Source organism: Micromonospora sp. WMMA1363 (assembly GCF_030345795.1).
Classification (GTDB): domain Bacteria; phylum Actinomycetota; class Actinomycetes; order Mycobacteriales; family Micromonosporaceae; genus Micromonospora.
Window position 1 is genome coordinate 3,104,301 of record NZ_JAUALB010000001.1, and the last position, 13,325, is coordinate 3,117,625.

The following is a 13,325-nucleotide window of genomic DNA, read 5'->3' on the forward strand; positions in this document are numbered from 1 at the left end:
CCGATGACTGATACGGCAAGGACGGCCCGCGCCGGCGTCCCCGAGCGTCCGACCCTGGACGGGCTCGAGGAGACCTGGGCGCGCCGCTGGCAGGAGGACGGCACGTACGCGTTCGACCGGTCCAGAGCCGCTGTCCGGGGTCGCGGCGGGGCATCAGACGCGCCGGCCCCGGCCGGCCGTGGGGCCGACGTGTACGCGATCGACACCCCGCCGCCGACCGTATCCGGCGAGCTGCACATGGGGCACGTCTTCTCGTACACGCACACCGACCTGGTGGCCCGGTTCCAGCGGATGCGCGGTCGGGCCGTGTTCTACCCGATGGGCTGGGACGACAACGGCCTGCCGACCGAGCGCCGGGTGCAGAACGTGTACGGGGTGCGCTGCGACCCGGAGCTGCCCTACGACCCCTCGTGGGTGCCGCCGGCCGCGCCGGTGGACGACGCCGCCCGCAAGGACCCGACACCGATCTCCCGGCGCAACTTCATCGAGCTGTGCGAGCGGCTCACCATCGCCGACGAGCAGGTGTTCGAGGCGCTGTGGCGGCGCCTCGGGTTGTCCGTGGACTGGTCGCTGACGTACACGACGATCGGGCGGGTCGCGCGGGCCACCAGCCAGCGCGCGTTCCTACGCAACCTGGCTCGGGGCGAGGCCTACCAGGCGGAGGCGCCGACCCTGTGGGACGTCGGGTTCGCCACGGCCGTGGCGCAGGCCGAGTTGACGGACCGGGAGCGCCCGGGCGCGTACCACCGGCTGCGGTTCCGCGGGCCCGACGGCCGGGCGGTGCTGATCGACACCACTCGGCCGGAGCTGCTGCCGGCGTGTGTGGCGCTGGTCTGTCACCCGGACGACGAGCGGTACGCGGATCTGGTCGGCGCGGCCGCGCGTACCCCGGTCTTCGGGGTGGAGGTGCCGGTGCGCGCGCACCCGCTGGCGGACCCGGCCAAGGGCACCGGCATCGCGATGGTCTGCACTTTCGGCGACCTGGCCGACGTGACCTGGTGGCGGGAGCTGCGGCTGGACACCCGGGTGGTGATCGGCCGGGACGGCCGGCTGCTGCCGGAAGCCCCGGCCGGAGTGCCGGGGGAACCGTACGCGGCGTTGGCCGGACAGACCGTCAACGGCGCCCGGCGGACCGTGGTGGAGCTGCTGGCCGACGCGGGCGACCTGGTCGGCGAGCCACGCCCGATCACGCACCCGGTGAAGTTCTACGAACGGGGCGACCGGCCACTGGAGATCGTCTCCACCCGGCAGTGGTACCTGCGCAACGGCGGCCGGGACGCCGATCTCCGCGCGCAGCTGCTGGCCCGAGGCCGGGAACTGCGCTGGGTGCCGGAGCACATGCGGCACCGCTACGAGCACTGGGTGGGCGGCTTGACCGGGGACTGGCTGGTCAGCCGGCAGCGCTTCTTCGGCGTGCCGGTGCCGGTGTGGTACCGGCTCGACGACGCCGGCGAGCCGGACTGGTCCCAACCTCTCACACCGGAGGAGGCCGCGCTGCCGGTCGACCCCTCCACCGACGCGCCGCCCGGGTACGACGAGTCGCTGCGCGGCGTGCCGGGCGGCTTCGTCGGCGACCCGGACGTGCTCGACACCTGGGCCACCTCGTCGCTGACCCCGCAGATCGCCGGCGGCTGGGAGACCGACCCGGACCTGTTCGGCCGGGTGTTCCCGATGGACCTTCGCCCCCAGGGGCAGGAGATCATCCGGACCTGGCTGTTCGCCACGGTGGTCCGCTCCCACCTGGAGCACGGCACGCTGCCCTGGCGGGACGCGGAGCTGTCTGGCTGGATCCTCGATCCGGACCGCAAGAAGATGTCCAAGTCCAAGGGGAACGTGGTCACCCCGATGGCGCTGCTGGAGCAGCACGGCTCGGACGCGGTGCGGTACTGGGCGGCCAGCGGCCGGCCCGGCACCGACCTGGCCTTCGACCCGGCGCAGATCAGGGTGGGTCGGCGGCTCGCCACGAAGCTGCTGAACGCGTCGCGGTTCACCCTCGGGCTGGGCGCCGCCGACGTGTTGCGTACCCCGGCGAGCGAACCGCTGGACCGGTCGATGCTCGCCGAGCTGTCGGGCGTGGTCGCCACGGCGACCTCCGCGTTCGAGGCGTACGACCACACGGCCGCGGTGCAGGCCACCGAGGCCTTCTTCTGGCGGTTCTGCGACGACTACATCGAACTGGTGAAGGAGCGTGCCTACGGCAGCGGGGCGGGGGCGGACTCCGCCCGCGCGGCGCTGGCCACCGCGCTCTCGGTGCAGTTGCGGCTCTTCGCCCCGGTGCTGCCGTACGCGACCGAGGAGGTGTGGTCCTGGTGGCGGTACGGCTCGGTGCATCGGGCGCCGTGGCCGACCACGTACGAGGTGGGGCGCGCCGTCACCGGGGAGGGCGACCCGGCGTTACTGCGACTGGCCGGGGACGCGCTCAGCCAGGTGCGGCGCGCCAAGTCGGAGCGGAAGCTGTCGATGAGGGCGGAGGTTCCGCTGGCCGAGGCGCTCGGCCCGGCCGCGCTGCTCGACCGGCTTACGGTCGTCGCTGACGACCTGAGGGCGGCCGGCCGGATCGGCAAGCTCGACCTCCTCCCGGACCGCACCCCCGACCTGGTCGTCGTCTGTGCCTTCTGACCGCGTGGGCCGCAACCGGCATCGCCGCTACCGTCCGAACCGGCATCGCCGCCACCGTCCGTGAGGGCGCCGGAAGAAGCGGTCGCCGCAGAGCGATATGACTGTGAGGAATAGATGTGCCACACAGTCATATCGCTCGTACCCGTCATCGTTTCCACGACACGTCCGGCGGTGCGGGGCCCGTGGGTCGGGTCAGCTGGTTTCGCCCGCCACCGAGAACGACCGGAGGCGGTCGATGGCCAGGGCGGTGAAGCCGACCGCGATCAGCGTCGTCATCACGGTCGCGACCGGCACCGAGACGTCGGTGGCGAGCAGCTCGGTCGGAGCGAAGCGGTCGGCGAGCGCGATCACGTACTGCTGGATGGAGAGCACCTTCGTGCCGCTGACGAAGTTGCCGAGCAGCCCTTCCCAGATCAGCACGTAGACCAGGCCGAGCAGCACGGGCCGCCGGGCGACCAGGCTGAGCGCCACGAAGAACGCCGAGTACGCCACCGCCCCGATCGACGCGGCGGCGGCGAGTGCCAGGCCAAGGCGTACCGAGTCGGCCAGTACGCCGGCGACGTAGAGCGGCACGGCGACGGTGACCGCGGTGACGCCGGCGGCGACCGCCAGCTTCGGCAGCACGATCTGCCAGCGCGGCAGCGGCTTGGTCAGGATGTGCACCACGGTGCCATCGTCGATCTCGGCGCCCAGCACGCCGGTGCCGACGATCAGGGCGACCACCGGCAGCACCACGGCCAGCCCGAGGCCGACCAGCACCGGCGGGCCCCACGCACCCGGGTCCACCCGGAGCGTGCGGGACAGCACGGCGAGCAGCACCAGCAGCACCGGCAGCGGAAGCAGCAGCAGGAAGCGCCGGCGCCCGAACAGCCCCCGCGCGGTGATCCAGGAAACGGTAGACATCAGGCCTCCACCAGGTAGGAGAAGACGCTCTCCAGGGACTCGTCCTCGGGCACCAGCTGCCGGACCCGGATGCTCTGCGCCTGCGCGATCTTCGGCAGCGCCCGGGTGAAGGCGCCGTAGTCCCCGGCCCGAACGGTCAGCCCGGCACGGGTCAGCTCCACGCCGGTCACCGACGGTTCGGCCATCAACGCGACCGCCAGCGCCCGGTCGTCGGTGGACCGGACGGCGAAGACGTGCGGCCGGTTGGTCATCAGACGGCGGATCGTCCGGAAGTCGCCCGAGGCGGCGAGCCGGCCGGCGACCATCACCTGGACGGTACCCGAGACCTGCTCGACCTCCTCCAGGATGTGCGAGCTGAACAGGATGGTCCGTCCGGCGACGCCGAGCTGGTGCAGCAGGTCCATCATGTGTAGCCGCTGCCGTGGGTCCATGCCGTTGAACGGCTCGTCGAGCAGCAGCACCTGCGGGTCGTGGACCAGCGCCGCCGCCACCCGCGCCCGCTGCCGCATGCCCTTGGAGTACGTGCCGATCCGGCGGGACTGCGCACCCTCCAACTCGACCAGAGCGATCGCTCGGCGCGCCGCCTCCTCCGGGTCGGGCAGCCGGTGCAGCCTGGCACTGGCCAGCACGAACTCGTGCGCGGTGAGGAAGGCGTGCACCGCCTCCCGCTCGCTGACCAGGCCCAGCCTCCGGTAGACGTCGGGGTTGCGCCAGGTCGGCGCCCCGTCCAGGGCCACCGTGCCACGCGACGGCGCCAGGAAACCAGCCATCATGTGCAGCAACGTCGTCTTGCCGGCACCGTTCGGGCCCAGCAGCCCGGTGACACCGGGCCCGAGGGCCATGCTCACGTCGTTGACGGCGACCACGTTGCCGTACCAGCGGGACACGCCCGCCAGCTCCAGGGTGCTCGTCGTGCGGGTGGGGGCCGGCGTCCGCTCGGCACTGATCGCGCTCATCGGGCGGCCACCTTCCGGTATCGGGCCAGCAGCAGGGTGACGCAGGCGGCGACGAGCACCACGGCGGTGACCGCGTAGACCGGGCCGAACCCGCCGATCGGCGGTCCACCCCCCTCGGGCACCAACAGGTCACCCAGGGCCCAGGTGCCCACGCCGTTGACCAGGGTCGAGGGCGAGGCCAGGAAGGCCAGCTCGTTGACGGCCCGGGCGGGCAGGATGGACAGCACGCCGACGATCGGCGTGGTCATCAGGAAGACCGCCACGATCCCGCCGGCGCCGAACGCCCGCTTGCCGGTGAGCGCGGCCACCAGCAGCCCGATCGAGGCGAAGACCGCCGCCCAGAGGCCGGCGTAGAGCAGGCCCGGCAGCAGGTCGAGCACCTCGTTCCAGACGCCTCGCATCCCCTCCTTGGTGGTGAAGGCGGCGCCGAGGAACATCACCAGTTGCGGCCCGCCGAGCAGCAGCCACAGGGCCGTGACGAGGGCGAGTAGCTTGGCGAGCGGGTAGTGCGACCGGGGTAGCGGCCGGGAGAAGTACAGCGGCATGACCCCGCTGCGCAGGTCCCGGCTGACCAGTTCCGGGGCGGCCACCGCGACGAAGAAGATGACCAGCCAGCTCATCGCGTCGGCGAACTGCGCGTACGTCATGACGACCTGGCCGATCTGGCTGCGGACGGCGGTGACGCCGGCAGCCACCACGGTCACGATGCCCACCACCAGCCAGGGAAACATCTTCGCCTTGGCGCTGCGGCCGAAGCCGAAGACGGTCCGCAGCCCGTGCAGGTACAGCGCCCCGAACACGGCACCCCGGCCCAGCCGAGGACCCGGGTAGCGCTGGTACCCGATGTCGTGGATGACACCGGTCGGCTCAGACATTGCTGGGCTCCCTCGTGGCGAACAACTCGGCCACCCGGTGCCGGCGCTGGTCCAGCCGGTGCAGCGGCAGGTCCAGCTCGGCGACCGCGCCGAGGATCAAATCGTAGGTGGCGTCGTCAGCGAGCGGGACGAGCAGCAGCCGCCCCTCCCGGGTCACCGGGAGTCGGTACCCGGCGAGCCGGGCGGCCAGTTCCTCCGTGCCCTCGCTGACCTCGACCGCGAGCACGTCGGTGGCCGTGGTCATCGCGGAGATGTGGTCGGCGCGCAGCAGCCGGCCGCCGTCGATGGCGACCAGCGTGTCACAGATCCGCTCCACCTCGCCGAGCAGGTGCGAACAGACGAGCACGGAGATGCCGAACTCGGTGCCGATCCGATGGACCAGGGCGAGCATGGCGTCCCGCCCGGCCGGGTCGAGGCCGTTCGTGGGCTCGTCGAGGAGCAACAGGTCCGGGTCGTGCACGAGCGCTTGGGCCAGCTTGACCCGCTGCTTCATACCGGTCGAGTAGCCACCGACGGGCCGGTACCGCTCCTCGTAGAGCCCGACGTGCCGTAGTGCCTCGCTGGCCCGCTCGCGGGCCACCGTCCGGGGCAGGCCGCTCATCCGGCCAAGGTGGGTGACCAGCTCGGCGGCGCTGAGGTCGGGGGGCAGGGCATCGTGCTCCGGCATGTAGCCGACCCGGGCGCGTACCTGGTCAGGCTGGGTGGTCGGGTCCAGGCCGAGCACCCGGGCCCGCCCGCTGGTCGGGTTGAGCAGACCGAGCAAGATCTTGATCAACGTGGACTTGCCGGCGCCGTTCGCGCCGACCAGGCCGATGATGCCAGGCTGGACCTCGACGGTCAGGTCGGCCAGCGCGGTGACCCCACCCCCGTACGTCTTGGTCAGCGATTCGGTCGCGATGAGTGTCACGCCCGCAAGCCTAGGCAGGTTGGGCACGTTCCGCGTATCCGGCGCGCCCCTGATCCGCCCACTAGGGGTGCGGCGTAAGGCTCCGGTAAGTTCTCCGACGGCGTTGCCGCGCCAGACTGGGCGGCATGGTCTTCCGACTGCTACGCGCCCCGCTCACCTGGGTCGCGGCCGCCGTGCTCGTCGCCGGCGCCGCGTTCGGCCTCTACTGGTTTCAGCCGTGGAAGCTGGTCACCGACACCGCGGTCGACGAGGAACTGACCGTCGTGGCGACCGCGGCGGCTCCGTCCGACGCGGCCTCCGTCCCGGCCGGACCGGCGGTCGTCCGCAGTGGCGAGTTCGTCACGCACGAACACGAGACCACCGGCAGCGCCCGGATCGTCCGGGACGCCGACGGCCAGCTGCGGTTGGAGCTGGTCGGGCTGGCCACCTCCAACGGTCCGGACCTACGGGTCTGGCTCACCGACCAGCAGGTCCGCACCGGCACCGCGGGGTGGCGGGTGTTCGACGACGGGCGCTGGGTGGAGCTGGGCCGGCTCAAGGGCAACCGGGGCAACCAGGCGTACGACATTCCCGCCGACGTGGACCTGGCCGGGCTGACCAGCGTCTCGATCTGGTGCAAGCGCTTCTCCGTGTCGTTCGGCGCGGCCCCGTTGACCGGCTGAGTCGCCGCCGGCCGTTCACCGGGCCGGCGTCCGGGCACCGGTGTGCCCGACAACCGGCCTCCCCCGTGCCCTGCTGTGGTACTCGACCGATCCCCGGTGAGCTGCGAAACTGTGTGCCGGTCAGCGGGTTGGGGGTTCGATGAGCAACGGCTGGGTGGTGCCGGACGAGGTACTCCGGGATACGCCGGCGTACACACCACGCCCTGGTGAGCTGGCCGACCTGGAACTGGTGCTGAGCGGGGCGTACGCCCCGCTGACCGGCTTCATGACCCGCGCCGACCTGGTGTCGGTCAGCCGGCGTGGTCGCCTGGCCGACGGCGCGCCCTGGCCGGTGCCGGTGACCCTCCAGGTGCCCCCGGCGCTCGCCGCGGGGCTGGACGTGCGCGACCCGGCGAGCCGCGCACTGGTGCTGACCGACGGCGAGGGCGCTCCCGTGGCGGCGCTGGAGGTCACCGACGTGTGGCAGGTCCGGGACGGCGTGGCCGGCGTCGGCGGGCCGGTGCGTCGGCTCGGCGACGGAGGGCACGGGCCGTTCCAGCGGCTGCGGCGCGTTCCGGAGGAAGTCCGGGCGATGCTGCCGCCCGGACGGGTGCTCGGGGTGATCGCCGATCGCCCGCTGCATCGGCCGCAGCTCGCACAGATCGCGCACGCCGCGCGCACTCTCAGCGCCCACCTGCTGGTGCTGATCCCGATCGGCGAGGACAGCGGCGACGGGGTGCCACCGGAGGCTCTGGTCCGCAGCGTCTTCGCGGCCCGCGACCGGATGCCCCCGGCGACGCTGGTCGCCGTGCCGCTGTCCCATCGCCGGGACGAGATCAGCGAAGCCCTGCTGCGGGCCCGGGTGTCCGCCGCGTACGGGGTGACGCACCTACTCTCCACCGGCGAGATGCTCCCCGGGGCCGGGCTGCGGGTGCTGGTGCCTCGGGAGTTGGCTTACGACAGCCGGGACGGGCAGTGGCGCTGGCGGGAGGACATCCCCCCGCGCAACCGCCGGCTGCCGCTGACCCAGGCCGAGATCGACGACCTGCTGGACCGGGGCTTCCCGCTGCCGGAGTGGCACACGCCGCCGGCGGTGGCCAAGGAGTTGGTCCGGGCCCGGCCGCCCCGGCGCTACCGGGGTTTGGTGATCTTCATGACCGGCTTGTCCGGCTCCGGCAAGTCAACGATCGCCCGGGGTCTGGCGGACGCGCTCCGTGAGCAGGGCGAGCGGACGGTCACGCTGCTCGACGGCGACGTCGTGCGCCGGGAGCTGTCGGCCGGGTTGGGGTTCGGCAGGGCCGACCGGGACGCGAACGTCCGCCGGATCGGCTGGGTGGCTGCCGAGATCGCCCGGCACCGGGGGCTGGCGGTTTGCTGCCCGATCGCCCCGTACGCGCAGGCGCGGGCGACCGCCCGGGAGATGACCCTGGCTGCCGGGGCGGGCTTCCTGCTGGTCCACGTCGCCACTCCGCTGGAGGTCTGCGAGCGGCGGGACCGCAAGGGTCTGTACGCGCGGGCCCGTGCCGGCCTGCTCACCGGAATGACCGGCGTCGACGACCCGTACGAGGAGCCGACCGACGCCGACCTGGTGATCGACACAGCCGATCTGTCGGTCGACGAAGCCGTGCAGGCGGTGCTGCACCATCTGACTGAGACCGGTTGGGTCGAGCCCCGCCACCCGACGGTCTAGGGCCCGGTCGCCCCTCCCTTTCGTGGGCGATACCAGCGCGCTAGTGTTCATTCTTGTCCGAACATGTTTGACCGCGTGAGAGCATGCGGGTGATTGCGCGGAGGTGCGGCGCGTGCTGGCGCAGCAACGGCAGGCGGCGATTCTCGACCGGGTCCGTGCCGCTGGCGGGGTGCGGGTGACCGAGCTGGCGGCCGAGTTCGGCGTGTCGGACATGACCATCCGGCGCGATCTCGATCTCCTGCACGAGCGCGGGCTGCTGGCCAAGGTGCACGGCGGCGCGACCGTCGCCGGACCGGGCTCGACCGACGAGCCCGGGTTCGGGGCCAAGTCGGTCCGCCAGCTCCCGGAGAAGGCCGCCATCGCCAGCCGTGCCGCCGAGCTGGTCCGGCCCGGGGCGGCCGTGGCCCTCTCCGCCGGCACCACCACCGCCGAGCTGGCCCGCCGGCTGGTCGACGTGCCCGGCCTCACCGTGGTGACCAACTCCCTTCCGGTGGCCGAGGTCCTGTACGCGGCCGGCCGGCCGGACCAGACCGTGGTGCTCACCGGTGGTGTCCGCACGCCCTCCGACGCGCTGGTCGGGCCGCTCGCCGTGGACGCGGTCCGCTCACTGCACCTGGATCTGCTGTTCCTCGGCGTGCACGGAATCAGCGAGCGGGCGGGGTTCACCACCCCGAACCTGATGGAGGCCGAGACCGACCGAGCCCTGGTGGCCGCGTCCGACCGCCTGGTGGTGCTCGCCGACCACACCAAGTGGGGCACGGTCGGAATCTCCTCCATCGTCGGGCTCGCCGCCGCGGACATCCTGGTCACCGACGACCAGCTGCCCGCCACCGCCCGACGGGTACTCGACGAGCAGGTGGGCGAGCTGGTGATCGTCAGTGGCGCGGGCCGGACCACGCCGACGGGTGGAGGGGTGGCGCCGTGAAGCGCACCGCGATCGAGCTGGCCGACGGCCGTGAGCTGATCTACTTCGACGAGCGCGAGGACGCCGTCCGCGACCAGGCGGACCGCCGGGACCTGCCGCCGCCCCCACCCGCGTCGCAGCTACGGTACGACCCGCTCACCGACGAGTGGGTGGCGCTCGCCGTGCACCGGCAGACCCGCACCTTCCTCCCCCCGGCCAACCAGTGCCCGCTCTGTCCGTCCCGGGACGGACGGCGCGGCGAGATCCCGGCCACCGCCTACGACGTGGTGGTCTTCGAGAACCGCTTTCCCTCGTTCAGCGGCCGCATCGCCACGGAGCCGGCGGAGATCACCCCGTTCACCCCGGTCCGGCCGGGCCAGGGCCGCTGCGAGGTGGTCTGCTTCACCGACGACCACCACGCCTCGCTCGCCAACCTCGCCCCCCGCCGGGTACGGACCGTCCTCGACGCGCTCGCCGACCGGACCGCCGCCCTGAGCGACCTGCCCGGGGTGCAGCAGGTCTTCCCGTTCGAGAATCGGGGCGTCGAGATCGGGGTGACTCTGCACCACCCGCACGGGCAGATCTACGCGTACCCATTCGTGACACCGCGGACCCGCGCGCTGCTGGCCGCCGCCCGCCGGCACGCCGACCGCACCGACGGGCGCAACCTGTACGCCGACGTACTCGCCGCCGAGCGCGCGGCCGGCGACCGGGTGGTCGCCGACAACGAACACTGGACCGCGTACGTACCGGCCGCGGCCCGGTGGCCGTTCGAGGTGCACGTGGCGCCGCACCGGCCGGTGCCGGACATTCCCGCGCTCCGCGACGCGGAGCGGGCTTCGTTCGGGCCGCTCTACCTGGACCTGCTGCGCCGCTTCGACGGACTGTTCGACGTTCCCATGCCGTACGTCGCGGCGTGGCACCAGGCCCCGGTCCGGATCGACCGAGAGCTGGGCCACCTGCACCTACAACTGTTCAGCGTCCGGCGGGCGAAGGACAAGCTGAAGTACCTGGCCGGGTCGGAATCCGGAATGGGCGTGTTCATCAACGACATCGCTCCGGAACGCGCCGCCCAGTTACTCAGGGGAGCGTGAGACCCGACACAGGGCGCGGGGGGCCCGGGACAGGGCCCCCCGCAGGGAAGGGACGGCTGGCTGTGCACGACAGCCGGGAAGGCTGGCTGATCGGCACGCATACGGGGCGACCGTGGTCAACCTTCCTGGACGTGACTGGCATCTCGTCCACCCAGGTCAACGAGGCGCGCCGGACAAAGTGACGCAATTCTGTGTGTCACCTGCCCGGCACAGGCCCGACCACCGTTCGGTGGCGCCAGGAAGGGACCCCTCACAACGCGAGCGCAAGGGGCCCCTGCGTACCCTCAGGCGGCGAGCTTGCGGGCCAGGTTCTCGTCCAGCGCCTTCATGAACTCGTCGGTGGTCAGCCACGGGGCGTCCCGGGAGATGAGCAGCGCGAGGTCCTTGGTCATCTGGCCACCTTCGACGGTGTCGACGATGACCTGCTCCAGCGTGTTGGCGAACTCGGTCACCGCCGGGGTGTTGTCCAGCTTGCCCCGGTGGGCCAGGCCCCGGGTCCAGGCGTAGATCGAGGCGATCGGGTTGGTCGAGGTCTTCTCGCCCTTCTGCCACTGCCGGTAGTGCCGGGTGACGGTGCCGTGCGCGGCCTCGGCCTCGACCGTGCGGCCGTCCGGGGTCATCAGCACCGAGGTCATCAGGCCGAGCGAGCCGAAGCCCTGCGCGACGGTGTCGGACTGGACGTCACCGTCGTAGTTCTTGCAGGCCCAGACGAAGCCGCCCTCCCACTTGAGCGCGGCGGCGACCATGTCGTCGATCAGCCGGTGCTCGTAGGTGATGCCGGCGGCCTCGAAGTCGGCCTTGAACTCGTTCTCGAACACCTCGGCGAAGATGTCCTTGAACCGGCCGTCGTACGCCTTGAGGATGGTGTTCTTGGTCGACAGGTAGACCGGGTAGCCGCGGTCCAGGCCGTACCGCATGGAGGCACGGGCGAAGTCACGGATCGACTCGTCGAAGTTGTACATACCCATCGCGACGCCGCCGCCGGTGAAGTTGGCGACCTCCATCTCCACCGGTGCGCCGCCGTCGGTCGGCGTGTAGGTGATGGTCACCGTGCCCGGACCGGGGACGACGAAGTCGCTCGCCTTGTACTGGTCGCCGTGGGCGTGCCGACCGATGATGATCGGCTTGGTCCAGCCCGGCACGAGCCGCGGAACGTTGGACATGATGATCGGCTCGCGGAAGACGACACCGCCGAGGATGTTGCGGATGGTGCCGTTCGGCGACCGCCACATCTTCTTCAGGCCGAACTCCTCGACCCGGGCCTCGTCCGGGGTGATCGTGGCGCACTTGACGCCCACGCCGTGCTGCTTGATGGCGTTCGCGGCGTCGACGGTGACCTGGTCGTCGGTCTGGTCACGGTACTGGATCGACAGGTCGTAGTAGTGCAGGTCGACGTCGAGGTAGGGCAGGATCAGCTGCTCCCGGATCTGCTTCCAGATGATCCGGGTCATCTCGTCGCCGTCCAGCTCAACGACCGGGTTGTTTACCTTGATCTTCGCCATCGGCCGGCGCTCCTCTCGGGGGACACGTGCTCAAGCAGTACGAGCGTACTGGAAACCGGCCGGCGACCCCCAGCCGGCCTCCGCCCGAGTGGGCCACGGCGGTGCGGAGGTCGCTGGCAGGCGTCGCCGCGCGCCACCGGGCGGCACTCCTGGGTCTATCACGGCGATCCGGTCCCGGCCCGGCGAGGACGGCATCGGGCACCGGGTGGAGACGGCGAAGGGCCGCCGGCTTTCGCCGGCGGCCCTTCGCCGAGGGGGCAGCTCACATGCTGGAGACATCGGCCTGCTTGGCGCGAACGGCCTCGGCGGCCTCCTTCAGGGCGGCGAGCTCGTCCGCGTCCAGGTCGGTCTCAACGACCCGCCTGACGCCCTGAGCGCCGATCTCGGCCTCGACGCCCAGGTAGACGCCGGAGATGCCAAACTGGCCGTCGACCCAGGCGCAGACCGGCATGACCGCGCCGGAGTCCTCGGCCACGGCCTTCGCCATCCGGGCGGCGGCGGCCGACGGAGCGTAGTACGCCGAACCGGTCCTGAGGAGGGCGACCACCTCGGCGCCGCCGTTACGGGTCTTGACCACCAGTTCCTCGATCCGGTCGGCCGGCATGACCTCCCGCAGCGGCTTGCCGTCGACCGTGCTCTTCGACGGCACCGGCACCATGGTGTCGCCGTGCGAGCCGAGGGTCAGCGTCCGGACCGACTTCACCGGTACGTTCAGCGCCTCGGCGACGAAGTTGGTGAACCGGGCGGTGTCCAGCATGCCGGCCTGGCCGAGCACCCGGTTCTTCGGGAACTGCGTGGCGATCTGGGCGAGCGCGGTCATCTCGTCGAGCGGGTTGGAGACCACGATGACGACGGCGTTCGGGGCGTACTTCGCGACGTTCTCGGCAACCTGCCGGACGATCTTTGCGTTGGTCTCCAGCAGGTCCATCCGGCTCATCCCCGGCCGACGGGGCAGACCGGCGGTGATGACCACGACGTCGGAGCCCTCGATGGCCTCGTAGCCCTCGCCGTTCGGACCGGTGGTGACACCGACAAGCTTGGTCTCGAAGCCCTCGACGGCGCGTGACTGGTTGAGGTCCAGCGCGAGACCCGCCGGCTTGCCCTCCACGATGTCGGTGATCACGACGGTGTCGAAGACGTCGTACTCGGCCAGGCGCTGTGCGGTGGTGGAGCCGTAGAAGCCGGCCCCGACGACAGTGACCTTCTTACCCATGGTCGTCCCACTCCCTGATAC

At 71.8% G+C, this 13,325-nt stretch carries 11 protein-coding genes; 5 read left to right on the plus strand and 6 right to left on the minus strand.

Features of this window, described 5'->3' with window-relative positions; all coding sequences use genetic code 11:
* Positions 1-3 precede the first annotated feature (3 nt).
* Positions 4-2,619 carry a valine--tRNA ligase gene (gene valS, locus QTQ03_RS14250; protein WP_289278450.1) on the plus strand — a complete coding sequence of 872 codons (2,616 nt, stop codon included), beginning with the start codon at positions 4-6 and terminating at the stop codon, positions 2,617-2,619.
* Positions 2,620-2,811: 192 nt separating this feature from the next.
* Here the strand turns inward: valS and QTQ03_RS14255 are convergent, their stop codons facing one another.
* From QTQ03_RS14255 to QTQ03_RS14270, 4 genes are read right to left on the minus strand one after another with little or no spacing between them, the layout of a single operon-like run.
* Complete coding sequence (locus QTQ03_RS14255; RefSeq protein WP_289278451.1) at positions 2,812-3,522, minus strand: ABC transporter permease subunit; 711 nt, start codon at positions 3,520-3,522, stop codon at positions 2,812-2,814.
* Positions 3,522-4,478, minus strand: a complete 957-nt coding sequence (locus QTQ03_RS14260) for an ABC transporter ATP-binding protein (protein WP_289278452.1) — start codon at positions 4,476-4,478, stop codon at positions 3,522-3,524. Before QTQ03_RS14260 ends, QTQ03_RS14255 begins: the two co-directional genes overlap by 1 nt.
* Positions 4,475-5,353, minus strand: a complete 879-nt coding sequence (locus tag QTQ03_RS14265) for an ABC transporter permease (RefSeq protein ID WP_289278453.1) — start codon at positions 5,351-5,353, stop codon at positions 4,475-4,477. The genes QTQ03_RS14260 and QTQ03_RS14265 overlap by 4 nt, the downstream gene beginning before the upstream one ends.
* Positions 5,346-6,260: an ABC transporter ATP-binding protein gene (locus tag QTQ03_RS14270; protein ID WP_289278454.1), complete on the minus strand. Its 915-nt coding sequence runs from the start codon at positions 6,258-6,260 to the stop codon at positions 5,346-5,348. The genes QTQ03_RS14265 and QTQ03_RS14270 overlap by 8 nt, the downstream gene beginning before the upstream one ends.
* A 125-nt stretch (positions 6,261-6,385) precedes the next feature.
* Here QTQ03_RS14270 and QTQ03_RS14275 point away from each other — a divergent pair, with 125 nt between their 5' ends.
* The 4 genes from QTQ03_RS14275 (at position 6,386) to galT (ending at position 10,589) form a co-directional block, all read left to right on the plus strand.
* Entirely contained in the window at positions 6,386-6,922 is a 537-nt protein-coding gene (locus QTQ03_RS14275; RefSeq protein ID WP_289278455.1) for a DM13 domain-containing protein, read from the plus strand.
* 139 nt (positions 6,923-7,061) lie between these two features.
* Complete coding sequence (cysC, locus tag QTQ03_RS14280) at positions 7,062-8,591, plus strand: adenylyl-sulfate kinase (protein ID WP_289278456.1); 1,530 nt, start codon at positions 7,062-7,064, stop codon at positions 8,589-8,591.
* Between the two features lie 112 nt (positions 8,592-8,703).
* Positions 8,704-9,516 (plus strand): DeoR/GlpR family DNA-binding transcription regulator, encoded by an 813-nt coding sequence (locus QTQ03_RS14285; protein ID WP_289278457.1) that lies wholly within the window; start codon positions 8,704-8,706, stop codon positions 9,514-9,516.
* On the plus strand, positions 9,513-10,589 hold the full coding sequence (galT, locus tag QTQ03_RS14290) for a galactose-1-phosphate uridylyltransferase (protein WP_289278458.1): 1,077 nt from the start codon (positions 9,513-9,515) through the stop codon (positions 10,587-10,589). Before QTQ03_RS14285 ends, galT begins: the two co-directional genes overlap by 4 nt.
* 284 nt (positions 10,590-10,873) lie before the next feature.
* On the opposite strand, the gene QTQ03_RS14295 is transcribed toward galT, so the two are convergent.
* Both QTQ03_RS14295 and QTQ03_RS14300 read right to left on the minus strand, forming a co-directional pair.
* Entirely contained in the window at positions 10,874-12,091 is a 1,218-nt protein-coding gene (locus tag QTQ03_RS14295; RefSeq protein WP_289278459.1) for an NADP-dependent isocitrate dehydrogenase, read from the minus strand.
* Positions 12,092-12,353: 262 nt separating this feature from the next.
* On the minus strand, positions 12,354-13,304 hold the full coding sequence (locus QTQ03_RS14300; RefSeq protein ID WP_289278460.1) for a malate dehydrogenase: 951 nt from the start codon (positions 13,302-13,304) through the stop codon (positions 12,354-12,356).
* Between the last annotated feature and the right edge of the window lie 21 nt (positions 13,305-13,325).